Raw genomic sequence first — 24,138 nt, 5'->3', positions numbered from 1 at the left:
CCATGCCCCGAAGCGCGAACACGGACTTTTGAACAGCTCCCATGCCCCGACCACGTTCCCTCACCCACACCGGAATCGCCACCGCCGCGCTTGCCGTCCTGGATTCCGACGGCCTCGACGGGCTGACCATGCGCGCGGTCGCCAAGGAACTCGGTGTCGGCACGATGTCGCTGTATCGCTACGTCACCGACCGGGACCAGCTCGAAGGGCTCATCGTCGACCTGGTACTCGACGGCCTGGACCTCACGGTCCCAGCGCGCGCCTCGGCGGCGAAACGGCTTGCGATCCTCGCCGAGCGGATCCACGAGACGGTCGGCGCGCATCCCGCCGTGGTGCCGCTCCTAGTGTCCCGCCGGCACCTGTCAGCGGGCACCCGACGCTGGGGCGAAGCCGTTCTGGGCGTGCTGGCCGAGGCCGGGTTCACCGGAAAGCGCCGGGTCATCGCGTTTCGCACGCTGATGAGCTACGTGCTCGGCGCGCTTCAGGCGGCCGTCCTCGGCGCGCTGTCCGGTGCCGGCACCACGGCGCTGGCCGAGCTTCCCGCCGAGGACTTCCCGTTCCTGGCCGACACCGCGCGGCACGCCCGGAACGTCCCGGCCAAGGAAGAGTTCCGCCGCGGCGTGGAGATCGTCATCCGCGGCCTCGACCTGCCGTAAGGGGAACTACGGGTGCAGGACAAGGCCCTTCAGCGCCTTGTCGACGGGATTGCGTGGGCCGTACACGCCGATGCCCACCAGGGAAAGCTTTTCCGTGGGAACCGCTCGCACCGCGGCCCGGTTGTCCACGTCGTTGCCGGTGGCGAACAGTTCCTCGGTGTAGACGGACAAGCCGAGCTCGCGGTCGAGGGCCTTGCGATGCGCCGAGCGCAGGGCTTCGGCGTCGGCCAGGTAGACCAGCACCGGAAGGCCGAACATCGGCAGGTATCGCTGCCCGGAGGCGTCCTCGTAGTCCACCCCGACGGTCTCCGGGTACTTCGCGGCGATGCCGCTGACCAGGAACGCGGTCACGTTGAGTCGTTGCCAGGTGGCGAGGTCGTCCCGGACCACCACGGCGATCTTCGTCTTGCCTTGCACCCTTCCATGCTGACGGCCCTGTCTTGAACGCTCGTGCGGATAATGGCCCATGTGAGGAGAGGAGATCTATTAACGGACTGGGCAAACTACTGGCGGGCCGGCGATCGGCCGCTGGAGGCCATGCACGCGCATTTCGAGCAGCACGTGTACCACCGGCACAGTCACGACACCTACTCGTTCGGGTTGACCGAGTCCGGCGCGCAGGCGTTCACCTGCCGCGGTGCGGCGCGGACCAGCGCCACCGGGATGGTGATGGCCTTCAACCCGGACGAGCCGCACGACGGGCATTCCGCGGTGGAGCACGGGTTCACCTACCGCATGGTCCACATCGGACTGGACCTCATCGCCGGCGTGCTCGCCGACATCGCCGAGCACCCGGCCGGGCTGCCGTTGTTCGCCGAACCCGTCCTGGACGATCCCGTGCTGTTCGACGCATTGCGTCGCGTGCACGGCACGCTGCGTGAGGGAAACCGTCTCGCGCAGGACGAGGCGCTCGTCGACGCGGTCCGCGCGCTGGTCCATCGTGGCGCCACCCGCCCGCCTGGCGTCGCCCAGCGCCCGGCCGTCCGGGCCGAGGTGCGGCGTGCGCGTGAGTACCTGGACGCCGCGTTCGCCGAGGACGTGAGCGCCGACGAATTGTCCACAGTGGCCGGATGCAGCCGCTTTGCCCTGCATCGCGGATTTGTCGCCGCATATGGGTTCGCCCCCAGCGACTACCAGCGTCAGCTGCGGCTGCGCGCGGCACGCCGGCTGCTCGACACCGGCCGTACGCCCGCCGAGACCGCGGCAGAGGCTGGGTTCGCCGACCAGAGCCACCTGACTCGCTGGTTCAAGCGCTACTACGGGATTACCCCCAGCGTCTATCAGTACGCAAAGTGACCTCACCTCGCCGAGCGTCGCCTTGCCCTTTATATTCCACCATGGCTATATTCACGGAGTGGCATCAACATTCGAGGTGCTGGCCGAGCCGCGACGGCGGGAGATCCTCGACCTGCTCCGCACCGGCGAGCGTCCGGTCGGCGAGTTGGTCGAGCGGCTCGCCCTGACTCAGCCCACCGTCTCCAAGCACCTGAAGGTGCTGCGCGAAGCCGGACTGGTCGACGTACGCCAGGACGCTCAACGCCGGTGGTATCGGCTCCGGCTGGAACCGCTGGCGGAGATCGACCGGTGGCTGGCGCCTTACCGGCAACTGTGGGACGAGAGCCTCGACGCCCTCGAACGTCATCTCGACACCATTCCCGACGACGAGAATCCCGACAAGAAGGAGTCCTAAGTGGACGCGGAATTGGAAACGCTTGGCGGAAAACCGGTTTTGCGCTTCGAGCGCAGGCTGGCGCACCCCGTGGCAAAGGTGTGGCGGGCGGTTACCGATCCGGCGGAGATGGCGCACTGGTTTCCGGCCACCGTCGAAACCGAGCTGAAGACGGGGGCCAAGATCCGGTTCGGCTTCGGCGACGAGGCCGCGGTCGACGATAAGCTGACCGAGGGCGAGATCCTCGAATACGACCCGCCGAAGGTCTACGTGTTCCGCTGGAACGCCGACGTGTTCCGCGTCGAGGTCGTAGCGGACGGCGACGGCTGCCTCCTGTACTTCTCGCAGACCCTCGGCGGGGGCCCGGCCGCCCGGCTCGCCGCGGGCCGCCACGCCGCGGGCTGGGACCACTGCCTCGACTCGCTGCAAGCCCGGCTCGACGGACGCGAGGCCGAGCCGTTCACCGAGTGGCTGGGGGCGATGGAGCGCTACATCGATCGCTTCGGCCTCGGGGAGGGTGAGGTCAGCGGGACCAGTGTCCACTTCGCCCGCGACCTCATCTGGAAGCCGATCGATGAGGTGTGGCAGGTGTTGACCGGGGGCGCACCCGTCGAGCCAGGCGGTGCGGCACCGCTGCCCGCGACCAACGGATACGTGCCCGCGGGCCAGGTCACCAGGGTCGAGGCGCCGCGGCTACTGGAGTACTCGAGCGGCGACGGGCTCGTCCGCTGGGAGATCACCGCCGACCCGCGACTCGGGGTCCGGGTCGAGCTGACCCAACAGCAGCCCGCCGACGTGGTCACCGCGCTGGCCGCCTGGCACACGCAGCTGGAGCTGTTCTTCGCCGCGGTCCACGGCGAGATCCGCTGCCCGTGGCCGGAGGACCGCACCGAGCAGTTGAAGAAGCACTACCGCGAGCAGCTCAAAGGCACCCAAACGTAGGCCACGCCACACGCGGGCCGGGCGCCCAGTGGCTAGGCTCCGGTCCTATGAGCAGCGCGACGGAGCCGATCGGAACGCCTCCCGCGGAGGAGCCGGACATTCACACCACGGCCGGCAAGCTTGCCGACCTGTATCGCCGTGACGACGAGGCGGTGCATGCGGGGTCAGCGCGGGCGGTGGAACGCCAGCACGCCAAGGGCAAGAAAACCGCGCGCGAGCGGATCGACCTGCTGCTCGACCCCGGCTCGTTCGTCGAGCTCGACGCACTGGCCCGGCACCGTTCGACGAACTTCGGGCAGGAACGCAACCGGCCCTACGGTGACGGCGTGGTGACCGGGTACGGCACGGTGGACGGCCGCCCGGTGTGCGTGTTCAGCCAGGACGTCACGGTCTTCGGCGGCTCGCTCGGCGAGGTGTACGGCGAGAAGATCGTCAAGGTGATGGACCTGGCCATCAAGACGGGAAGGCCGATCATCGGCATCAACGAGGGCGGCGGGGCGCGCATCCAGGAGGGCGTGGTCTCGCTCGGCCTCTACGGCGAGATCTTCCGCCGCAACACCCAGGCGTCCGGAGTGATCCCGCAGATCTCGCTGATCATGGGCGCGAACGCGGGCGGCCACGTGTACTCGCCCGCGCTGACCGACTTCGTGGTGATGGTGGACCAAACCTCGCACATGTTCATCACCGGACCCGACGTGGTCAAGACGGTCACCGGCGAGGAGGTCACCTTCGAGGACCTCGGTGGCGCGCGCACGCACAACACCAAGTCCGGCAACGCGCACTACCTGGGCACCGACGAGGAGGACGCGATCTCCTACGTCAAGGAGCTGCTGTCCTTCCTGCCGTCGAACAACCTTTCCGAGCCGCCGGTCTTCGATGCCGCGGCGTCGGCCGGCGAATCGATCGCCGACGGGGTGACCGAGTCCGATCTGGAGCTGAACACCCTGATCCCGGACTCGCCCAACCAGCCCTACGACATGCACGAAGTGATCACGCGGGTCCTCGACGACGGCGAGTTCCTCGAGGTCCACGAGCTGTTCGCGCCGAACGTGCTGGTCGGTTTCGGCCGCGTGGACGGGCGCAGCGTGGGCGTGGTGGCCAACCAGCCGACACAGTTCGCCGGATGCCTCGACATCGACGCGTCGGAGAAGGCAGCGCGCTTCGTGCGCACCTGTGACGCCTTCAACGTGCCGGTGTTGACCTTCGTCGACGTGCCGGGCTTCCTCCCAGGCACCGACCAGGAGTGGAACGGCATCATCCGGCGCGGTGCGAAGCTGATCTACGCGTATGCCGAGGCGACGGTCCCGCTGGTCACCGTGATCACCCGCAAGGCATACGGCGGCGCGTACGACGTGATGGGCTCCAAGCACCTCGGCGCGGACCTGAACCTGGCCTGGCCGACCGCGCAGGTCGCGGTGATGGGCGCGCAGGGCGCGGCGAACATCGTGTACCGCAAGACACTGGCCAAGGCGGAGGAGGACGGCAAGGACGTCGAGGCACTGCGGGCGCAGCTGATCCAGGAGTACGAGGACGCGCTGCTCAACCCGTACGAGGCCGCCGAGCGCGGGTTCGTCGACGCGGTCATCGTTCCCGCGCACACGCGCGGCCAGGTCGCCCGCGCGCTGTCGATGCTGCACGACAAGCGGGAAACCCTGCCGCCCAAGAAGCACGGCAACATCCCCCTCTGACCCTTTCGACGCTGTAACTCATGCGACGCTCTAACTCATGCACGCTGCGACCGTTTCGGCACCGTGACCGCTTCGACGCAGTGACTCATGCACGCCGTCACCGCTTCGGAGCTGTGGCTCATGCACACTGTGACCGCTTCGGAGCTGACCGTTTCAACGCTGTAGCTCTTTCGACACTGCGGCCGTTTTCGACACTGTGACCGCACTTTTGCCGAGCTTGGAGGTAGCTGTGAGCGAACGTCCGCTGCTGCGGATCGTGCGGGGTAACCCGGATGACGCCGAGTTGGCCGCGCTGACCGCCGTCGTGGCCGCCGCCGCGTCGGCGCCGCGTGGCGAGCCGGCGGAGCCGCCGCGGCGATCGTGGTGGTCGGATCGCTCGAAGTTGCTGGGCTGCCCGGTGCGCCCGGGCGACGGCGCGTGGCGCGCCTCATCCCTGCCGCGCTGACCTCGTCCTTGCCTCCATGCCCTCCTCAAGGCCGCGCGCTGACCTCCGTGCTGCCGCCCTGACCTGCTTTGTTCCGCACTGACCTGCTTTGTTCCGCACTGACCTGCTTTGTTCCGTGCCGACCTGCGTTGTGCCGTACTGACCTGCGTTGCGCCGTACTGACCTCGGTCGGCTTCTCGCGCGGCCGCATGAGTGACCCGTTCATGCCGAATTTCGGCAGTAACGGGTCACTCATGCCCCAACACCGTGTCCCCGCTTCAGGCCGCCGTGTTCCCGCTTCAGGACCCCGTGTCCCCAGTTCAGGACTCCGAGTTCCCGCTTCAGGCCGCCGTGTCCCCGCTTCAGGCCGCCGTGTCCCCAGTTCAGGCCGGCGTGTTCCCGGTTCAGGACCCCGTGTTCCCGGTTCAGGACACCGAGTTCCCGCTTCAGGCCGCCGTGCCCCCAGTTCAGGACTCCGTCTGAAGTCCGACCAACTGTCGTGGCACACCCACACCGTGCCCGTCAGCCACACCACCGCCCGCGTCGTCAACTTCTAGAACCCGGAACTCATCGGCCTCGACCCGGAACTCATCTACCTGAGCCCGGAACTCATCTACCTGAACCCAGAACTCGTCGACCTGAACCCGGAACTCGTCGACCTCAACCCGGAACTCATCGACCTGAGCCGGGGACACGCCGGGACGTGGCGTGTCCCCGGCTCAGGCGCCCATGTTCCCGGTTCAGGCGCCCGTGTTCCCGGTTCAGGCGCCCGTGTTCCCGGTTGAGGCGCCCGTGTTGCGGGTTCAGGCGGTCGTGTTCCGGGTTCAGGCGGGCGTGTTGCGGGTTCAGGAGCCTGAAGTTCCGGTTCACGCGTCGGTAATCCGGCCGGAAAGCGGGCCGGGAATCTCGTGGCACCCACCCTGGACACTCCCTAGCCCGCACCGTATAGTCCATATGGAATAAACGATACGGACTCATCCAGGGGGACTGATCCAGCCATGGCGACCGAGAAACAACCGTTGACCACGCTGGCGATGGCCATCCTCGAACTCCTGCACGAACGGCCCATGCATCCCTACGAGATGACCCAGCTCATGCGCGAACGGCGGGTGGACCGCCGGGTCAAGCTGCGGCCGGGCTCGCTGTACCACACCGTGGAACGCCTGGAAGGCCAGGGACTCATCGAGGTCGTCGACACGCAGCGACAAGGCCGCCGCCCCGAGCGCACCGTCTACGGCATGACCGAGCACGGCCGGGACACCTTCGCCCAGCAGACCCGGCAGATGCTGGCCGAGGTGGCACCGAACTACCCGCCCTACCCCGTCGCGCTGTCGGCGGGCGCCGAGCTGTCCCCGGACGACTTCCTCGACCAACTCCGCATGCGCGCCATGAACCTGCGGGCACAGGTCGCGGCGGAGCAGGTCGTGATCGACAAAGTGGAGGACGAGCGCCTGCCCCGGATGTACTGGATCGACTTCGCGTTCGTCCACCACCAGCGGAAGTCCGAACTGGACTGGACCCAGCAACTGATCGATGACCTCGAATCGGGCCGGATCCCATGGCCCGACGACAAGACCGCAACACCACCCGGACCGTCCGTTGTGGACACAAAGGACGGACCAGACGAGAAGACAAGCTAGCTAACCCATTCGTCTCCCACTGCCATCTTCAGCCGGCGCGTTGCTAGCCGCGCCGCTAGCCCATCACCATCTTCAAAGGAGACACTACGTGCCACGGTCTAATCCATGGGCCGCACTTTCCGCGCTGTGCATCGGTTTCTTCATGATCCTGCTGGACACCACCATCGTGTCCATCGCCATTCCCGCCATGGTGACCGGTCTCAAGACCGACCTGAACTCCGTGGTCTGGGTGATGAGCGTCTACCTGCTCGCCTACGCGGTACCGATGCTGTTCACCAGCCGGCTCGGCGACCGGTTCGGCCCGAAGCGGGTGTTCCTCGCCGGGCTGGTCGTGTTCACCGCGGCTTCGGCGGCCTGCGGCCTGGCCGGCACGGCCGGGCTGCTCATCGCGGCCCGCGCGGTGCAGGGACTGGGCGCGGCGCTGATGACCCCGCAGACGCTGGCCTTCATCACGAACCTGTTCCCACCCACGAAACGCGGGCCGGCCATGGGGCTGTGGGGCGGTGTGGCCGGCCTGGCCACGATCGCCGGGCCGCTGCTCGGCGGCGTGCTGGTGGACCACCTTGGCTGGCAATGGATCTTCTTCGTCAACATTCCGGTGGGTGTCGTCGGCATCGTGCTGACGGTGCTCCTGGTGCCCGACTGGCAGCCGAAGAACTCGCATTCCTTCGACGTGCCCGGCATCCTGCTGTCCGGGGCGGGGCTCTGCCTGCTCGTCTTCGGTCTGCAGAACGGGCAGCACTACAACTGGGGCAAGGTCGCCGGCCCGGTGACCGTCTTCGAGGTCATCGCCGCCGGAGTCGTGCTGCTCATCGGTTTCGTTGCCTGGCAACGGTTCAACCGGAAGGAACCGCTGCTTCCGCTGGACGTGTTCGGCAACCGGAACTTCTCGGCCGGCACGCTCGTCGGGGTCACCGTCGGATTCACGATGACCTCGATGTTCCTGCCGATGGTGCTCTACACCCAGGAGGTCCTCGACCTGACGCCGACCAAGGCCGGGCTGCTGACCGCACCGATGTCCCTGTTGTCGGGGATCATCGCGCCCTTCATTGGCCGGATGTCGGACCGGGCGAACCCGAAGTACCTGGTGATCTTCGGACTGCTCGCGCTGGCCGGCGGCCTCGGCTTGGTCGTGGTGATGGTGCGGGCGACGAGTAGCCCGCTGGCGATGATTCCGGGGCTGCTCGTCGCCGGTCTCGGCACCGGCTCGGTGTTCGCACCGATGAGCAACGCGGCGATGAGCTCGGTCGAGCCCCGGCTCGCCGGCGCGGCCTCCGGCATCCTGAACACCGCCCGCCAGGTCGGTGGGGTGCTGGGCAGCGCGGCGACGGGCGTCCTGTTGCAGGCCCGGATAACGGCGTCGGCGACGGCCGAACACGGCAACATGCCCAACGCGTTGACCGACGCGGCAAGGCAGACGCTCGTCCTGCCGATTGCGGTGCTGGTCCTCGGCGCCCTGGTGGCCCTGGCCATGCGCCGGACGACCCCGCGCCGGCCGGTGGCGTCTCCCGCGCCGGAACCCGCCGTCGCGTAGCAGCTCGCCGGCTCGCGATACGCTGCCGCTCGTGCGTTTCGTGCTCGCTTCCGCCTCCCCCGCCCGCCTGAACGTGCTGCGCGCAGCTGGGATCGAACCGACCGTGGTGGTCTCCGGTGTCGACGAGGACGCCGTCGCCGCTTCGCTCACCGATCCCTCGCCCGCGGAACTGGTGGCGGCGCTGGCGCTGGCGAAGGCGGAAGCGGTCGCGGACGAGGTCGCCGACCCGGACGCGGTGGTGGTCGGCTGCGACTCGATGCTGTGGGCAGGCGGCGAACTGGTCGGCAAGCCGGGTGAGGCCGAGGTGGCCCGCAAGCGGTGGACGCAGCTGGCCGGCGGGACCGGCGAGTTGCTCACCGGCCACGCCGTGCTGCGGTTGGAAGCCGGCCGCCGCACGCGGCAGGCCGCCGGCACCCAATCCACCACGGTCCGGTTCGCCGATCCGACGCCCGCGGAGCTGGACGCCTACGTAGCGACCGGCGAACCGCTCAACGTCGCGGGGGGCTTCACCTTGGACGGCTTGGGCGGCTGGTTCGTGGAAGGCATCGACGGCGACCCGTCGAGCGTCATCGGGATCAGCCTGCCCCTGACCCGCCGCCTCCTCGCCGAGGTCGGCGTCAGCGTGGTCAACCTCTGGCGCTCCTGAATCGGTCGTCTCACGAACCGGCTGAACAGGCCGCGTTTCAGTCGTCCCTGGTCAGCTGCCCTGCTCTGGTGGCTGTGTCGAGGACCCGTTCTATCGCACCGGCGAGCGGCTGACCGGTGGCGGCGGCGGTGTGACCGGCAGCGAGGATCGCTCCGGTGACGGCGCCGACGAGAGCCGCTGCGTCGAGCGCGTCGATTTGCTCCGGGTAGGCCCGTTGAAGGGCTTCGGCGAGTTGTTGCTGCACGGTGAACACGCGATGCAGCGTGGTGGCCATCGAGGCCGCTTGAGCCGACGGTCTGCGCGGGAGTGTCGGCGTCAGCGTTGTCAACCCCTGGCGCCCCTGAATCGATTCTTCTTTTGGAGCAAGGTGGATTTGCTACGGATGTTCCGTAGTAAATCCACCTTGCTCCATAACGTTCCCGAGCCAACGGCTCCAACGGCTTGCGGCGTCAAGTAGGGGTGACGTGCGTCGCAACTCACCACGACTACCGCGCCGTAAACTGCGGGAAGCCGTGCAAAACCACAGGAGGTGCGGGCGTGCCCGACCAAGCCAGCCAGGGCGGACCGGTCACAAAGATCCTGATCGCCAACCGCGGTGAAATCGCCGTACGGGTGATCCGAGCTGCGAAGGACGCCGGGCTGGCCAGCGTCGCCGTGTACGCGGATCCCGACCGCGACGCCCCGCATGTTCGCCTTGCCGACGAAGCCTTCGCGCTCGGTGGCACCACCGCCGCGGAGAGTTATCTCGTCATCGACAAGCTCATCGACATCGCCAAGCGCTCGGGTGCCGACTCGGTCCATCCCGGCTACGGTTTCCTGTCCGAGAACGCGGACTTCGCGCAGGCCGTGATCGACGCCGGGCTCACCTGGATAGGTCCCAGCCCGCAGGCCATCCGCGACCTCGGTGACAAGGTGACGGCACGGCACATCGCGATGAAGGCCGGCGCGCCGCTGGTGCCGGGCACCGCGAACCCTGCGGCCGACGCCGACGAAGTCATCGCCTTCGCCAAGGAACACGGGTTGCCGGTGGCGATCAAGGCCGCGTTCGGCGGCGGCGGGCGTGGCCTCAAGGTGGCCCGCACCCTGGACGAGATCCCAGAACTGTTCGAGTCCGCGACCCGTGAGGCCGTTTCCGCGTTCGGGCGCGGCGAATGCTTCGTCGAGCGGTATCTCGACAAGCCGCGGCACGTCGAAGCGCAGGTGCTGGCCGACAAGCACGGCACGGTGGTCGTCGTCGGTACCCGGGACTGCTCGTTGCAGCGCCGTCACCAGAAGCTCGTCGAGGAGGCCCCGGCGCCGTTCCTGACCGACGAGCAGCGCCGGACGATTCACTCCTCCGCCAAGGCGATCTGCCGCGAAGCCGGCTATTCGGGCGCCGGAACGGTCGAATACCTCGTGGGTCTCGACGGCACGATCTCCTTCCTGGAGGTCAACACCCGGCTGCAGGTCGAGCATCCGGTGTCCGAGGAGACCACCGGGATCGACCTGGTCCGCGAGATGTTCCGGATCGCCCGCGGGGAGAAGCTCCCGTTCACCGAGGACCCCGAACCGCGCGGGCACGCCATCGAGTTCCGCATCAACGGCGAGGACGCGGGGCGCAACTTCCTGCCCGCGCCGGGGACGGTGACGAAACTCGTGCTGCCCACCGGGCCGGGCGTCCGGGTGGATTCCGGCGTGGAGACCGGCAGCGTGATCGGCGGCCAGTTCGACTCCATGCTGGCCAAGCTGATCGTCACCGGCGCGGACCGGCAGCAGGCGCTGGAACGCAGCCGCCGCGCGCTCGACGAACTGGTGGTCGAGGGGATGGCCACCGTGGTGCCGTTCCACCGCACGATCGTGCGCGACCCCGCGTTCGCCGAAACGTTCAGTGTCCACACCCGGTGGATCGAAACGGAATTCGACAACACCATTCCGGCCTTCGAAGGCCCGGCAAACCCCGCGGACGCGGCCGAAGAGGCCGAGCCGCGGCAGACCGTGGTCGTGGAGGTCGGCGGGCGAAGGCTGGAGGTCTCGCTACCCGGGAACCTCGCGATCGGCGGCGGTAACGGCGGAACCGGCGGCGCCACGAAGACCAAGCCACGCAAGCGTGCCGGTGGTCCCAAGACCGCGGTCGGTGGCGACACGGTCACGGCGCCGATGCAGGGCACCATCGTCAAGATCGCGGTCGAGGAAGGCCAGCAGGTCGAGGCCGGCGATCTGGTGGTCGTCCTGGAGGCCATGAAGATGGAAAACCCCGTGACGGCACACAAATCCGGCACCGTCGCCGGTCTTGCCGTGGCGGTGGGCGCGGCCGTCACCCAGGGGTCGGCCCTGCTGGAAATCAAGGACTGACGGCGTCCACGTCTCGGCCACGTGAAACGGACTAATATCTGGGCGTGAACGAGAATCCGGATGTCCGGATCGGCGACACCGAGCGTGAGCAGGCGTTGCAGGCACTGGGCGAGCACATGGGCGCCGGCCGCTTGACCGTGGACGAGTACGGTGACCGGTCCGCCAGGGTCGCCACCGCGAAGACCCGGGCCGAACTGACCGCGCTGTTCGTCGACCTGCCCGAGCCGCACCCGAAGTTCGCGGCGTCGTGGGCGACGGTGGCCCAGCCTGCCGTGACGAAGGCGCCGGCGACCTGGGCGGACCGGCCGCTGGGCCAGCGTCTCGTCGCCGCGGTGATCCCGCTGCTGTTCGTGGGCGCCGTGCTCGTGGGCGTGACCACCGGCTTCTGGTACCTCATCGCGCTGCCGCTCGCCACCGCCGCGGTCGGCCGGTCCCTGTGGGGCAGCGACTGGGAACGGGGCCGGCAGGGCCGCCGTGACGGTCGACGCCGGCTCGGCGAACGCGATCAGTCGTAGAATCACCTTCGTGAGCGCGGAAATGCGGCTCAGCGACGATGAGCGCGACGAGGCGATCAACGCGCTGTCCGAACACGTCCGAACCGGGCGGCTGGATCTCGACGAGTACGGCACGCGGTCGGCGAAGGTCACCGCCGCCAGGACCCGGGGCGAACTGATGCCCCTGTTCGCGGATCTGCCCGCGCCGCATCCCAGCGTGCTGACCACCGGTGCCCGGCCCGCGCCGGTCCGGTCGATGCCGATGGCCCGGTTCGGCCCCGGCCTGGTGCCGATCGCCGGGCTCATCGCGCTCGTGCTGTTCTTCACGGTGGCCCGCGGGATGTGGCTGGTTTTCCTGCTGCCCATGATCGTGCTCCTGGTGGCGGGCCGGAAGCGCTGATGGAGCCGGTCGCGATCGACGCGGGCGACTACCGGCTACGCCAGTTTCACAAGGCAGACCGGCCGGCGTTGATCGAGGCCTTCGCCGACGACGACCATCGGCGTTACGTGCTCAATTACCGCCTTCTCGACTTCTCCGACGCGGACCGCTATATCGCGCGGAGAGCAGCCGAGTGGGCTCGCGGAGTGCGGTGCTCATGGGCCATCGCGGAAGCCCGCGTCGACCGCCTGCTGGGGGAAGTCGGGCTGAAGGATCTCGACCTGCGCGCCGGGACGGCGGAGGCGGCGCTGTGGGTGCATCCCGCGGCGCGGCGCCGTGGCGTCGCCGTCACCGCACTCACCGCAGCGTTGCGTTTCGGGTTTGACACGCTCGGGTTACACGAGATCGCCTACCTGTACCACGAGGGCAACCTGGCTTCCGCGGCGGTTGCACGGCGTTGCGGTTTCCGGTTCGTCGGCACCTTCGTGTCATCCGATGGACGCAAACTTCTTCGCTGCCTTCGTGTGACTGAATAAGCTTGTGCCAGCGGACACAATTCCTCGCACCTGACCCGGACTTGTGATGACCTGGGTTCAGGTACCTGATTCAGCGCCGAAGAGGGGGAAACGTGGGCGAGGCCAGCATCTTCCTGACCCGCATGCTCGACGTGCTGTGTGACGGCGGCGACAGAATGGCTTTTGCCCACGATCGCCGGTCGATGACCTATCGCGCGGCCTATGAAAAGCTGAGACACCTGCATGACATGCTGAAAACGGAAGGTGTCACGCCGGGCCGGTCGGTCGCGATAATCGGCGGAAACGTGCCGGAAAGAATTCTGTTACAGATCGCCGCCCAACTGCGTGGCGCGCGGGTCGTACACCTCGAATCGACCGATGTACTGGACGACCTCGCTCCTGATCACGTCTTTTCCGCGGACCTAGAGGGCCCGCTCCTGCCCGAACACAACGGCTCCTCCGCCTCCGAGGTGGATATCGCGTTGCCGCGTTCGGTGGAGACGATCTTTCCGGCGGATGACGGGTTTGTGTCCTACGGGGAAACATACGAACAACTTGCCCGCGAAAGCCGGCCCGATCCGGATCACGCGGAACGGGTGTTGCTGATCGCGCCGATATCGCACCCGGTGGGAAACCGCATCGCCTGCAAAACCCTGCTTTCCGGCGACACGGTCGTCATTCACGAAAACACCGCCGAAGAGGTGTTGTCCGTCCCACAGGAAAGCGAGTCGGAGCTGAGCCGCCCGGTGTGATCTTCAGCGCCGGTTTCGAACTCCGGCCGCCGTTACCCGATGGGTTGCGTGAGCCGGGGACGGGGTTCGGGGGCAGTGGTTCGGCGAGCGTCGGCGGCTTCGTCGTTGGGTTGGGTTTGGGAGTCGCGTTCGGCTGTGACGCGGGCGGTGTAGAGCTGGACCTCGTGGGCGATCGTCTCGGGGGTCCAGCCGAGGACGTGCCCGATGAGCTGAGCCACCTGCTCGGCACAGTCCACCCCGCGGTGCGGGTATTCGATCGAGATGCGGGTGCGGCGAGCCAGCACGTCCTCAAGGTGGAGCGCACCTTCGTGGCTGGCGGCATAGACGGCTTCCACCGCGAGATAGTCGGGGGCGTGCTCGATCGGGCGGAGCAGCTCTGGACGGTCGGTGGCGAGGGCGAACAGTTCGTGGATGAGGGAGCCGTAACGGTCGAGCAGGTGCCGCACCCGGTAGGGGTGCAGCCCGACCTGGGCGCCCAGGTGGTCCGCCTGGTTGACCAGTGCGTGGTAGCCGTCGGCGCCGAGGAGGGGTACCTGATCGGTGATGGACGGTTGCAGTCGCCCGGGCAGATCCGCTCCGGCGGCGTTGACCGCATCGGCGGCCATCACCCGATACGTGGTGTACTTGCCGCCCGCGATCGCTACGAATCCCGGCGCCACCCGCGCTACCGCGTGTTCACGCGACAGCTTCGAGGTCTCCTCACTCTCCCCGGCCAGCAACGGGCGGAGCCCGGCATACACGCCTTCGATGTCGTCGTGGGTCAAGGGCGTGGCCAGCACCGTGTTCACATGATCCAACAGGTAGTCGATGTCGGCGCGGGTCGCGGCGGGGTGAGCGAGGTCGAGCTGCCAGTCGGTGTCGGTCGTGCCCACGATCCAGTGGTTGCGCCACGGGATCACGAACAGCACCGACTTCTCGGTGCGGAGGATGATGCCGGTCTCGGAGACGATCCGGTCTCGCGGCACCACGATATGCACACCCTTGCTGGACCGGACCCGGAACCGGCCCCGGCTGCCGGACAGGCGCTGCAGCTCGTCGGTCCACACGCCGGTGCAGTTGATCACCACGTCCCCGTGGATCTCGGTCTCCCGGCCGTCTTCGACGTCGCGGACCCGGACTCCGCAGACCCGGTCCGCCTCCCGTAGGAACTCCACCACCTGCGTCGACATGCGCACCACCGCGCCGTAATGCGCTGCGGTGCGCGCCACCGTCAGGGTGTGGCGGGCGTCATCGGACTGCGCGTCGAAGTAGCGGATCCCCCCGATCAGTGCGTCTCGTTTGAGCGCCGGCGCCATCCGCAACGCCCCTGCCCGCGTCACGTGCTTCTGCCCGGGTACCGAGCGGGCGCCACCCATCGTGTCGTACAACACCAACCCGGCCGCGGTGTAGGGCCGCTCCCACAGCCGGTGCTTCAACGGATACAAGAAACTCACCGGCTTCACCAGGTGTGGCGCCAACCTCGTGAGCATCAACTCCCGCTCCCGCAACGCCTCCCGGACCAACCCGAACTCCAGCTGCTCCAAATAGCGCAACCCGCCATGAAACAGCTTGCTCGACCGGCTCGACGTCCCCGAGGCCACATCCCGCGCCTCCACCAGCGCGACCCGTAACCCGCGGGTCACCGCGTCCAGCGCCACCCCGGCACCGACCACGCCACCGCCCACGACTACGACATCGAACGACTCTTCCCCCAAACGCCCCCAGGCAATCTCCCGCTCGGCCGGCCCCAGCTTTGCCTCGTTCACTCCCGGCTCCCTCCATCTGCGGGCGGACGCACCACGTCACCAGCATGACACGGCTGATGTCACCGATGGTTTCTCGGCGCGCTTGTCCAACACCATTGTCCCGAACGGTCTTGGAATGATCGCTACCACCCAGTAGCGTGCAGCTGATCGTGGACGGCAACGGCGCCGGGTCGCGCCGTGCTGATCCCCCTGTGTAGGTACTGAGGGAAGGGGTGGAATGAGTTCGGGTGGCATCTTCATCTGGGAACTACTCGGCACCGCGGTGCTGATCCTTCTCGGCAACGGAGTTGTGGCTAACCACGTTCTGAAGAAAACCAACGGGCACAACGCCGGAACCCTGTTCATCACCTTCGGCTGGGCCTTCGGCGTGTTCGCCGGCGCGAGCGTCGCGGCGCCCAGCGGCGCGCACCTGAACCCGGCGGTCACCCTGGGGCTGGCGATCGCCGGAAAGACGTCATGGAGCCAGGTTCCGGTGTACATGGCGGGTCAGCTGGTGGGCGCCATCCTCGGCGCCGTCCTGTGCTGGGCGACCTACAAACTGCAGTTCGACGACCATCCGGAACCGCAGAACACGCTCGGCATCTTCTCCACCGCTCCGCAGATCTCGAACAAGGTGTGGAACCTGGTCACCGAGATCATCGGCACCCTTGTCCTGGTCGGTTGGATCCTGCTCAGCCCGACCACGAAGCTGGCCTCCGATGGCACGCCCAACTTCGGCAACTCGGCGCTCGGGTACGCCGGGGTGGCCTTCGTCGTGCTCGTCATCGGCATCTCACTGGGCGGGCCGACCGGCTACGCCATCAACCCGGCGCGTGACCTGGGCCCCCGCATCGCCTACGCGTTCGTGCTGCCGATCAGGGGAAAGGGCAACCCGAACTGGGGATATTCCTGGGTTCCGGTCCTTGGACCGCTCATCGGCGGCATGCTCGCTGCACTGCTCTACCTGGCCGTTTCCAACTTGAGCTGAGATCGGAGACAACATGCCCTACATCGCCGCCATCGACCAGGGCACGACCTCGACCCGGGCGATGATCTTCGATCATTCCGGCCGGGCCGTCGCCGTGGACCAGAAGGAACACGAACAGATCTTCCCGCAGGCGGGCTGGGTCGAACACAACCCCGAGGAGATCTGGGAAAACGCCCGGGCCGTGACGGCGGGTGCGTTGGCGAAGGCCGATCTGCAGGTGGGTGACATCGCCGCGGTCGGCATCACCAACCAGCGTGAGACGACTGTGGTGTGGGATCGCAACACCGGCAAGCCGGTGTACAACGCGATCGTCTGGCAGGACACCCGAACCGACAAGATCGTCGATGAACTGGGGGCGCTGGGCGGCGGTCAGGAGCGTTACCGGGCCAAGACCGGTCTGCCGCTGGCCACCTACTTCTCCGGGCCGAAGATCAAGTGGATCCTGGACAACGTGGACGGCGTCCGGGCCAGAGCCGAAGCCGGCGACCTGCTGTTCGGCAACATGGATACCTGGCTGCTGTGGAACATGACCGGTGGACCCGATGGCGGGGTACACGTCACCGACCCGACGAATGCCTCACGCACCTTGCTGATGGACCTGGACACGCTGTCCTGGGACCCCGAAATCGCCGCGGATCTCGGCGTTCCGTTGTCGATGCTGCCGGAGATCCGGTCGTCTTCCGAAGAGTACGGGCGGGTCCGTGAGCGGGGTGTGCTGGCGGGAGTGCCGATCGCGGGCATCCTCGGTGACCAGCAGGCCGCCACCTTCGGGCAGGCATGTCTGTCCGTCGGCGAGGCCAAGAACACTTACGGCACCGGGAACTTCGTGCTCCTCAACACCGGCACCGAAAAGGTTCTGTCAGACAACGGGTTGCTCACCACCGTCTGTTACAAGATCGGCTCCAACGACACGGTGTATGCGCTGGAGGGTTCCATCGCGGTCACCGGTTCGCTGGTGCAGTGGCTGCGGGACAACTTGGGCATGATCTCGACCGCGGCCGAGATCGAGGAGCACGCACGCACTGTCGAGGACAATGGCGGCGCCTACTTCGTACCCGCCTTCTCGGGCTTGTTCGCCCCCTACTGGCGTTCCGACGCACGCGGCGCCATCGTCGGCCTCACCCGATACGTCAACAAAGGCCACCTCGCCCGCGCCGTCCTGGAAGCCACCGCCTTCCAAACCCGCGAAGTGATCGAAGCGATGAACGCCGACTCCGGCGTTCCCCTCAAGTCGCTCAAGGTAGACGGCGGCATGGTCGTCAACGAACTGCTGATGCAATTCCAGGCCGACATTCTCGGCGTGCCGGTAATCCGGCCGGTGGTCAACGAAACGACCGCCCTCGGCGCCGCCTACGCCGCCGGGCTCGCCGTCGGGTTCTGGGCCAGCGAAGAGGACATCCGCACCAACTGGGCCCAGGACAAGGAATGGACCCCCAACATGGCCGAGGAGACCCGGGAAACCCAGTACCGCAACTGGAAGAAGGCCGTCACCAAGACCTTCGACTGGGTGGAGTAACCGCCCCGGTCCATGGAGGAAGGGGTTTTGGAGCAAACACCCCTTCCTCCATTACCGCCTCAGCTCGTCGCGGTCGAGCCGTCGCCCGTCTCGGGCGCGCCCTTCGGCTTGACGGTCACCTGAGGCCGGTGTGGCGCAGTTGTCCCCGCGGGACTGCAACTCGTCAAGCCGGCTGGGGCGACCGTAGGGTTCGACGTGGTCGCCGTAGGGGGCTCTGTGGTCGGGCTGGCCGTGGGCTCACTCGTCGACGTCGTGTGCGGCGGCTTGGTTGTGGTCGTCGGCGACGGCGCCGAGCACACCACGGTGAATTCCACGGTCGCAGTGCCGCTTGCGGCCGGCAGGCTCGAGGAAGCCGAGCACTCGAAGCTTGCCGTGAAGTGGCCCGGCCGGTTACCCGCGCGGCCGCGACCGACGTAGTCCGGCGATCCCGTGGCTTCAAGGGCAACCGGAGCGGCAAGCCCCGGCGAAGTCAGTTCCGATGCTTTTCCGTAACAGGTGCCGTGGAACTCCACCGTCTGTCCGGCCAGCACGGTGTCCGAACTGACGCGAAGTGTCGGCGGCGGGGCCGTCGCGCTGGCCACCGGTGTGATCAACAGAGTGGTGCCCAGGGCGAGCAGTCCTGCCCCCACGGCGACGATATTCCTGCGCATCGCGCTCCTCCTTGAGTGTGTTTCCCCCGCGCCAGGAACACACCCGAAGAGGCGCTTCAGTTGCCCGTGTTTCCAAGATTCTCCGGGAAAATCCGATGGCCATTCACCAGCTGCCCCGACGGGCAGTGGACGTGCACGCCGGCAAAAGGCGTCCGACTGGGGTAGCAACCGCCACCGGTCCATGGAGGAAGGGGTTTTGGAGCAAACNCCCCTTCCTCCATTACCGCCTCAGCTCGTCGCGGTCGAGCCGTCGCCCGTCTCGGGCGCGCCCTTCGGCTTGATGGTCACCTGAGGCTTGCCCGACGAGGGCGAGAGTTGGATGGTGCAGGGCTTCGACCTCACCGGCGGCTCCGTGTCCGGCTTGGTCGTGGCCGATGGCACAGGCGACGGGACGACGCTTGCCGTGGCGCATTCGGTGTCGCCGGAGCCATTCTTGGCCGGGGCAGACGTAGTCGGCACAGGCGCGGCCGGGGAAGACCTAGTCGGCACGGGCGTGGCCGGTGCCGACGTCACCGACTCCGCCGGGGCAGGCGGAGCCGGAGCAGCCGCACCGGCTGCCGGCGTGGTCAACAACAGGCTTGTCCCCAGCGCCAGCAATCCTGCTCCCGCCACGACAAATCTCGCGCGCATCGCGCAACCTCCTCAGATGGTTTCCTTCGCCTTGAACACACCAGAGGAGGCGGTCCGGTTGCCCGCACCTTCGTGAATTTCTCCCGGAGAGGCTTCAGCCGCCGTGCACCGAAATAATGTTGAACGGCACACCCTGGTCATCGGCGACCTCCGCCATTCGCCCGTACGGAGAATCGTGCGGCTCACCGTTGAGCGTGCCGCCCAACTCGCGGATTTTGGCGACCGCCGAGTCCGTATCGGAAACTCCGAAGTAGACGGACCAGTGCGAGGGCACCTCCGCGGGCAGCGCGCCCAGACCACAGCTGGGCCGGTCGTTCAGCTTCAGCGTTGCGTAGGAGAACTCTGCACTCGACATATCTTCCACGTGATAGCCGAACACCTCGGCGTAGAACGCCTTCCCGCCCTCGAAATCGGAGGTCATGCACTCGTTCCAGACCAGCGCGCCCGGCACGTCGGAGATCCGGACTCCGGTGATCTCCCCGGCCTGCCACAGGCCGAACACCGCACCCGACGGGTCCGCCGCGATCGCCACCCGGCCCTTGTTGCCCACGTCGTCGGGCGGCATCAGCAACTGGCCGCCCGCCTCGGTGACCTTCGCCGCCATCTTGTCCACATCGGTCACGGCGAGATAGGTGGTCCACACCGCGGGCATTTCAGCCGTTTCCGACGGCTTCGGGCTGATCGCGGCCACGCTGCGGCCATCCACCTTGGCTATCTGGTAATGCGCGAACTCCGACCCCTGATCGTCCAGCCGCCAGCCCAGTAACGCACTGTAGAAAGCCTTGGCACGCTGAACATCCGGAACCATCGCGTCGACCCAGCACGGCGTGCCTTCCGGCCATGGGGTGTCACGGAAGACCATCTCGAACCCCTGTCTTCAGTCGGATCTATGGGACGGGCCACAGTGTGACACCAGGCACCGACAGAAACTCGGATTCCAGGCTCGGCCGGGCAGGATCCGCCGATCAACCAACGAGAGCGGCGTAGACGATGATGTTGTCGCGGTAGCTGTGCGCCGCACGGTCGAAGCTGCCGCCACAGGTGATGAGGCGCAACTCCGGAGCGGCGGTGTCACCGTAGACGTCGTCGGCCGAAAATTCGGACTTGCTGATCTGGTCCACTTTGGTCACCGCGAACCGTGCGGTCGAGCCGTCCTGTCTGGACACCGAGATCTGGTCGCCGGGGAGGAGTTCCTTCAACCGGTAGAAGATTCCTTTCTGCCCACCACCGTCCACGTGACCGAGAATGATCGCCGGACCGATCTCTCCCGGCGTCGGGCTGTAGGAGTACCAGCCGGCCTGCAACGGTGTGCTCACCGGCGGGACCTCGATCGTGTCGTCGGAGTTGAGGCCGAGTTGGACGAGCGTCGAATGCACCTCGATCTTGGGAATGTCGAGGACGGTGGGTACCGAGTGCGCGAGGCCGGCCGGCTGCGACGACTCGGCAGCCACGCTGCCAGGCGGGGTGGGCGGCGCCGGCGCGGAAGGTGCCGGCGCCGAACACCCCGCCAGCAGAACGAGACCGAGCAACACCGCAATGAACCTCATGCCCGGAACACGCGCCGCGGCCCGGGCCGGTTGCCCGGCAGTCAGGTGAGAATGCCGCGCTCAATCCACCAGGTCGTCGTGGCGCATGAGCTGGCGGCCCGCCTCCGTGATGGAACCCGACAACGACGGATAAACCGAGAAGGTCAGCGCCAGGTGGTCGACGGTCAGCTGGTTCTGCACGGCGAGCGCGATCGGCAGGATCAACTCGCTCGCCGTGGGAGCCACCACGACACCACCGACCACCACTCCGGTGGCCGGGCGGCAGAAGAGTTTCACGAAGCCGTGACGCAGCCCTTCCATCTTGGCGCGGGCGTTGGTGGCCAACGGCAGCATGATCGTGCGTGCGGGCACCTCGCCGGAGTCGATCGCCTGCTGGCTGATGCCGACGGTGGCGATCTCGGGGTGCGTGAACACGTTCGCGGCCACCGTCTTGAGCTTGATCGGCGCGACGCCTTCACCGAGCGCGTGCCACATCGCGATACGGCCCTGCATACTGGCCACCGACGCGAGCATGAGCACCCCGGTGCAGTCGCCCGCGGCGTACACCCCGGGCACGCTGGTGCGCGAGACCCGGTCCACCGCGATGAACCCGCCCGGCCCGGGCTCGATCCCCACCTTCTCCAGGCCGATGTCGGCGGTGTTGGGGACCGACCCGACGGTCATCAACGCGTGACTGGCCTCGATGATCCGGCCGTCGGTGAGCTTCACGGCGACACCCTTTTCGGTGCGCTCGACCCGTTCCGCCCGGGCATGCTTGGCCACCGACGTCCCCCGCTGGGCGAAGACCTCTTCCAGCACCGCGGCCGCGTCGGCATCCTCGTGCGGCAGGACCCGGTCGCGGCTGGAGACCAGGGTGACCTTGACCCCCATCTCGGTATAGGCGGACGCGAACTCGGCGCCGGTGACGCCCGAGCCGATCACGGCCAGATGCTCGGGCAGTTCCGGCAGGTCGTATAGCTGGCGCCAGTCGAGAATCCGCTCCCCGTCGGGAACGGCTCCGGGCAGCACGCGGGGAGTCGCGCCCGTGGCGACGAGCACCACATCGGCGTCCAGCACGAACGGGTCTCCCGAACTCGGCGTCACGGCGACCTTGTGGGTGGCGAGGCCGGGTTCCTCGTCACAGAACCGGGCCTCACCGATGATCACCCGCACACCCTCGCGTTGCACGCGGGCCCGGATGTCCGCCGACTGCGCCACCGCGAGTCCCTTGACCCGGCCGTTGACCGTCGGCAGATCGACGCCGACCTCCCCCTTGTCGAGGACGATCCCCAGCTCGGCGAGCCCGTGCATGGCCGCTCTGGCCCCGGATGAGGCGATGAATGTCTTTGATGGCACGCAGTCAGAGAGCACGCATGCACCGCCGAGCCCGTGCCGTTCGATCACGGTGACGTCGGCGGCGTGTTGCGCGGCCACCAACGCCGCCTCATAACCAGCCGGTCCCCCACCCATGATCACGATCTTGGTCACTGGCGCTCCTCTTCCGTCACTCACCGACCACCTTAAGACGGCCTTCCGGCCCGCCGGTCGCTAGGCTGTGCCCGTGCCCTTGTATGCCGCCTATGGGTCCAACATGGAGCCCACGCAGATGATGGAGCGCGCCCCGCACTCGCCGATGGCGGGTACCGGGTGGCTGGAGGGCTGGCGGCTGACCTTCGGTGGCGAGGACATCGGCTGGGAAGGCGCACTCGCCACGATCGTCGAGGACCCGGGGTCGCGGGTGTTCGTGGTGCTCTACGACGTCACCCCGCTCGACGAAGCCGGCCTCGACCGCTGGGAGGGCGGCGAGCTCGGCGTGCACAACAAGATCCGGCTACGCGTACAGACCATGGACGGCTCGGTCCTGGCCTGGCTCTACGTGCTCGATGCCTACGAAGGCGGCCTGCCGTCGGCTCACTACCTCGGTGTCATCTCCGATGCCGCGGAAGCCGCCGGCGCCCCCAAGGACTACGTCGACGATCTGCGGACCCGCCCCTGCCAGGGCATCGCCCCCTGACCCACCCCGCTCCACCCGCGTGTCCCCGCCCCAGGCCCGCGAGTTCCCGACTCAAGCGCGCGAGTTCCCGCTCCAGGCGCGCGAGTTCCCGACTCAAGCGCGCGTGTCCCCGCTCCAGGCGCGCGAGTTCCGGATTCAGGCACCTGTGTCCCCGGTCCAGACGCGCGTGTCCCCGCCTCAAGCGCATGAGTTCCCGACTCAGGCGCCCGAGTTCCCGCTCCAGGCGCACGAGTTCCGGATTGACGCCATACGGCCAGCGGGACACGGACGACCGGTTTCCGCCAATGCAACTACGCTGCCAGGCCCTGCGCGCGAAACGCCGCCCGGACGGCCGCGACGACTCTGCTGAGATCCGTCAGATCACTCGCGTCGGCGCGGATGACCGTCCATCCCCGGCGCCTGAGGTCCGCGTCGCGGGCCGCATCCCGATCTTTCCGGTTCTCGTGCGAGGCATAACCGTCGTACTCGACCGCGACCATCGCCGACGGCCAGGCGAAGTCGAGCCGGTAAATCTCGTTACCGGCGATGTCGAGGACTTTCAGCTGCTGCTCCGGGATCGGCAACCCGCGGTCGACCATGCCCAACAGCAGCCAGCTCTCCGCCGGCGATTCGGCGAGTCCGGTCGCCAGCTCCAGTAAGGCGAGTGCCCGTACGGTGCCACGCGAGTCGGCTCGGGCGCGGACTCTCTCCGCCAGCAGCGATCGGAGATCGGCCCGCGCGCCTTCCGGAACCATGGCCAGGACCTGGTCCGCGCAGGCTATTGCGGATTGAGGGCGTTCCCGGCAGAGGACGTCGACGAGGGCCGCATCGATCGCGAGGGTCCGGAGCCCACTGACCTCCTGCACATCTTGTTCGTCGAACCGTCCGTGATGAACGATGACGCCGGGCCGGGAAGCCGGCTTGCGGTGGTAAGGCACGAGGACGTGGACCGGCGCGGTGTCCGCGGCCGAGCACCCGTGCACCACGAGTGCGCTGGGCCCGCTGAGCACGGCCGCCGGCCCGGCGAACAGCAGGGCAGCAGCCGCGCGTGTGGCGAACTCGGTGGCCCGTCGCGGGTCCACCAGGACCGTTCGCGCGAACGAAGCCAGCCAGCCGCGCCGGACGGCCGCCTTGACGCCTTGCGGAGTCAGCAGACGGTTGAGTTCGAGACGGGAGTATGCCCCGTGTAGACCTTCGGGTAGTGACTGCATGTATCGACAATCTCGCACTGCGCACACGTTTCGATGCTCACGGCGAGATCTGTGGATAACTTGGGCAAATCTGTGGACAAGCTGGCCGAAGGTCGAGGCTTTGTCCACAGGCCGAGTGCTGAACCCAGGACCTCGCGCACCGGGAACTCGACTACCCAAGCCGACGACACACGCGCCTGAACCGGGGACACGCGGGCCTGAACCCAGAACTCAGGCGCCCGAAGCGGGGA

General features: G+C 67.6%; 25 protein-coding genes. 18 read left to right on the top strand and 7 right to left on the bottom strand.

Annotated features, from left to right (window positions below):
* Positions 1-41: 41 nt before the first annotated feature.
* On the top strand, positions 42-656 hold the full coding sequence (locus A3CU_RS0109550) for a TetR/AcrR family transcriptional regulator (protein ID WP_027942087.1): 615 nt from the start codon (positions 42-44) through the stop codon (positions 654-656).
* A gap of 6 nt (positions 657-662) precedes the next feature.
* Here the strand turns inward: A3CU_RS0109550 and A3CU_RS0109545 are convergent, their stop codons facing one another.
* Positions 663-1,073 (bottom strand): DUF2000 domain-containing protein, encoded by a 411-nt coding sequence (locus A3CU_RS0109545; protein WP_027942086.1) that lies wholly within the window; start codon positions 1,071-1,073, stop codon positions 663-665.
* A gap of 120 nt (positions 1,074-1,193) precedes the next feature.
* On the opposite strand from A3CU_RS0109545, the gene A3CU_RS0109540 reads away from it, so the two are divergent.
* The 8 genes from A3CU_RS0109540 to A3CU_RS0109495 all read left to right on the top strand — a co-directional run bounded on the left by A3CU_RS0109540 (position 1,194) and on the right by A3CU_RS0109495 (position 9,199).
* Positions 1,194-1,952 (top strand): AraC family transcriptional regulator, encoded by a 759-nt coding sequence (locus A3CU_RS0109540; protein ID WP_245616968.1) that lies wholly within the window; start codon positions 1,194-1,196, stop codon positions 1,950-1,952.
* A 58-nt stretch (positions 1,953-2,010) separates the two neighbouring features.
* Positions 2,011-2,346, top strand: a complete 336-nt coding sequence (locus A3CU_RS0109535) for an ArsR/SmtB family transcription factor (RefSeq protein WP_027942084.1) — start codon at positions 2,011-2,013, stop codon at positions 2,344-2,346.
* Positions 2,347-3,267 (top strand): SRPBCC family protein, encoded by a 921-nt coding sequence (locus A3CU_RS0109530; RefSeq protein ID WP_027942083.1) that lies wholly within the window; start codon positions 2,347-2,349, stop codon positions 3,265-3,267. It begins immediately after the preceding gene.
* A 47-nt stretch (positions 3,268-3,314) separates the two neighbouring features.
* Entirely contained in the window at positions 3,315-4,955 is a 1,641-nt protein-coding gene (locus A3CU_RS0109525; protein WP_027942082.1) for an acyl-CoA carboxylase subunit beta, read from the top strand.
* A 229-nt stretch (positions 4,956-5,184) separates the two neighbouring features.
* Positions 5,185-5,400 carry an acyl-CoA carboxylase subunit epsilon gene (locus tag A3CU_RS0109520; protein WP_027942081.1) on the top strand — a complete coding sequence of 72 codons (216 nt, stop codon included), beginning with the start codon at positions 5,185-5,187 and terminating at the stop codon, positions 5,398-5,400.
* A 977-nt stretch (positions 5,401-6,377) separates the two neighbouring features.
* On the top strand, positions 6,378-7,019 hold the full coding sequence (locus tag A3CU_RS0109505) for a PadR family transcriptional regulator (protein WP_027942079.1): 642 nt from the start codon (positions 6,378-6,380) through the stop codon (positions 7,017-7,019).
* Positions 7,020-7,107: 88 nt separating this feature from the next.
* Complete coding sequence (locus tag A3CU_RS0109500; RefSeq protein WP_211246387.1) at positions 7,108-8,553, top strand: DHA2 family efflux MFS transporter permease subunit; 1,446 nt, start codon at positions 7,108-7,110, stop codon at positions 8,551-8,553.
* A 31-nt stretch (positions 8,554-8,584) separates the two neighbouring features.
* Complete coding sequence (locus A3CU_RS0109495) at positions 8,585-9,199, top strand: Maf family protein (RefSeq protein WP_027942077.1); 615 nt, start codon at positions 8,585-8,587, stop codon at positions 9,197-9,199.
* Positions 9,200-9,236: 37 nt separating this feature from the next.
* Here the strand turns inward: A3CU_RS0109495 and A3CU_RS0109490 are convergent, their stop codons facing one another.
* Positions 9,237-9,473, bottom strand: a complete 237-nt coding sequence (locus A3CU_RS0109490; protein ID WP_027942076.1) for a hypothetical protein — start codon at positions 9,471-9,473, stop codon at positions 9,237-9,239.
* A gap of 263 nt (positions 9,474-9,736) precedes the next feature.
* Here A3CU_RS0109490 and A3CU_RS0109485 point away from each other — a divergent pair, with 263 nt between their 5' ends.
* From A3CU_RS0109485 to A3CU_RS50975, 5 genes are all read left to right on the top strand, one after another.
* Complete coding sequence (locus tag A3CU_RS0109485; protein ID WP_027942075.1) at positions 9,737-11,530, top strand: acetyl-CoA carboxylase biotin carboxylase subunit; 1,794 nt, start codon at positions 9,737-9,739, stop codon at positions 11,528-11,530.
* 44 nt (positions 11,531-11,574) lie between these two features.
* Positions 11,575-12,045 (top strand): DUF1707 SHOCT-like domain-containing protein, encoded by a 471-nt coding sequence (locus A3CU_RS44180; RefSeq protein WP_063628808.1) that lies wholly within the window; start codon positions 11,575-11,577, stop codon positions 12,043-12,045.
* A gap of 22 nt (positions 12,046-12,067) precedes the next feature.
* Positions 12,068-12,424 carry a DUF1707 SHOCT-like domain-containing protein gene (locus tag A3CU_RS0109475; protein ID WP_027942074.1) on the top strand — a complete coding sequence of 119 codons (357 nt, stop codon included), beginning with the start codon at positions 12,068-12,070 and terminating at the stop codon, positions 12,422-12,424.
* Positions 12,424-12,939: a GNAT family N-acetyltransferase gene (locus A3CU_RS0109470; RefSeq protein WP_027942073.1), complete on the top strand. Its 516-nt coding sequence runs from the start codon at positions 12,424-12,426 to the stop codon at positions 12,937-12,939. The genes A3CU_RS0109475 and A3CU_RS0109470 overlap by 1 nt, the downstream gene beginning before the upstream one ends.
* A 92-nt stretch (positions 12,940-13,031) precedes the next feature.
* Positions 13,032-13,670, top strand: a complete 639-nt coding sequence (locus A3CU_RS50975; RefSeq protein WP_052371594.1) for an AMP-binding protein — start codon at positions 13,032-13,034, stop codon at positions 13,668-13,670.
* 32 nt (positions 13,671-13,702) lie between these two features.
* Here the strand turns inward: A3CU_RS50975 and A3CU_RS0109460 are convergent, their stop codons facing one another.
* Positions 13,703-15,415, bottom strand: coding sequence for a glycerol-3-phosphate dehydrogenase/oxidase (locus A3CU_RS0109460; RefSeq protein ID WP_027942072.1), 1,713 nt, complete (start codon positions 15,413-15,415; stop codon positions 13,703-13,705).
* 217 nt (positions 15,416-15,632) lie between these two features.
* Here A3CU_RS0109460 and A3CU_RS0109455 point away from each other — a divergent pair, with 217 nt between their 5' ends.
* The 3 genes from A3CU_RS0109455 to A3CU_RS52295 all read left to right on the top strand — a co-directional run bounded on the left by A3CU_RS0109455 (position 15,633) and on the right by A3CU_RS52295 (position 18,315).
* Positions 15,633-16,382, top strand: a complete 750-nt coding sequence (locus tag A3CU_RS0109455) for an MIP/aquaporin family protein (protein ID WP_027942071.1) — start codon at positions 15,633-15,635, stop codon at positions 16,380-16,382.
* A gap of 13 nt (positions 16,383-16,395) precedes the next feature.
* Entirely contained in the window at positions 16,396-17,898 is a 1,503-nt protein-coding gene (gene glpK / locus A3CU_RS0109450; RefSeq protein ID WP_027942070.1) for a glycerol kinase GlpK, read from the top strand.
* Positions 17,899-18,093: 195 nt separating this feature from the next.
* Positions 18,094-18,315 carry a hypothetical protein gene (locus A3CU_RS52295; RefSeq protein ID WP_156960301.1) on the top strand — a complete coding sequence of 74 codons (222 nt, stop codon included), beginning with the start codon at positions 18,094-18,096 and terminating at the stop codon, positions 18,313-18,315.
* 957 nt (positions 18,316-19,272) lie between these two features.
* Here the strand turns inward: A3CU_RS52295 and A3CU_RS0109435 are convergent.
* From A3CU_RS0109435 to A3CU_RS0109425, 3 genes are all read right to left on the bottom strand, one after another.
* Positions 19,273-20,040, bottom strand: a complete 768-nt coding sequence (locus A3CU_RS0109435; protein WP_027942068.1) for a VOC family protein — start codon at positions 20,038-20,040, stop codon at positions 19,273-19,275.
* Positions 20,041-20,143: 103 nt separating this feature from the next.
* Positions 20,144-20,725, bottom strand: coding sequence for a class F sortase (locus tag A3CU_RS0109430; RefSeq protein WP_027942067.1), 582 nt, complete (start codon positions 20,723-20,725; stop codon positions 20,144-20,146).
* Positions 20,726-20,785: 60 nt separating this feature from the next.
* On the bottom strand, positions 20,786-22,192 hold the full coding sequence (locus A3CU_RS0109425; protein ID WP_027942066.1) for an NAD(P)H-quinone dehydrogenase: 1,407 nt from the start codon (positions 22,190-22,192) through the stop codon (positions 20,786-20,788).
* A 73-nt stretch (positions 22,193-22,265) separates the two neighbouring features.
* Between A3CU_RS0109425 and A3CU_RS0109420 the strand changes: the two genes are divergently transcribed.
* Entirely contained in the window at positions 22,266-22,718 is a 453-nt protein-coding gene (locus A3CU_RS0109420; protein ID WP_084143194.1) for a gamma-glutamylcyclotransferase family protein, read from the top strand.
* A 290-nt stretch (positions 22,719-23,008) separates the two neighbouring features.
* Here the strand turns inward: A3CU_RS0109420 and A3CU_RS0109415 are convergent, their stop codons facing one another.
* The gene (locus A3CU_RS0109415; RefSeq protein ID WP_027942064.1) at positions 23,009-23,908 is read right to left on the bottom strand and encodes a DUF559 domain-containing protein; all 900 of its coding nucleotides are present in this window, start codon (positions 23,906-23,908) and stop codon (positions 23,009-23,011) included.
* Between the last annotated feature and the right edge of the window lie 230 nt (positions 23,909-24,138).

The sequence above is a fragment of the Amycolatopsis taiwanensis DSM 45107 genome (genome assembly GCF_000519205.1).
Classification (GTDB): domain Bacteria; phylum Actinomycetota; class Actinomycetes; order Mycobacteriales; family Pseudonocardiaceae; genus Amycolatopsis_E; species Amycolatopsis_E taiwanensis.
The sequence above is the reverse complement of the archived record's forward strand: the minus strand, read 5'-3'. Positions and strand labels throughout refer to the sequence as shown.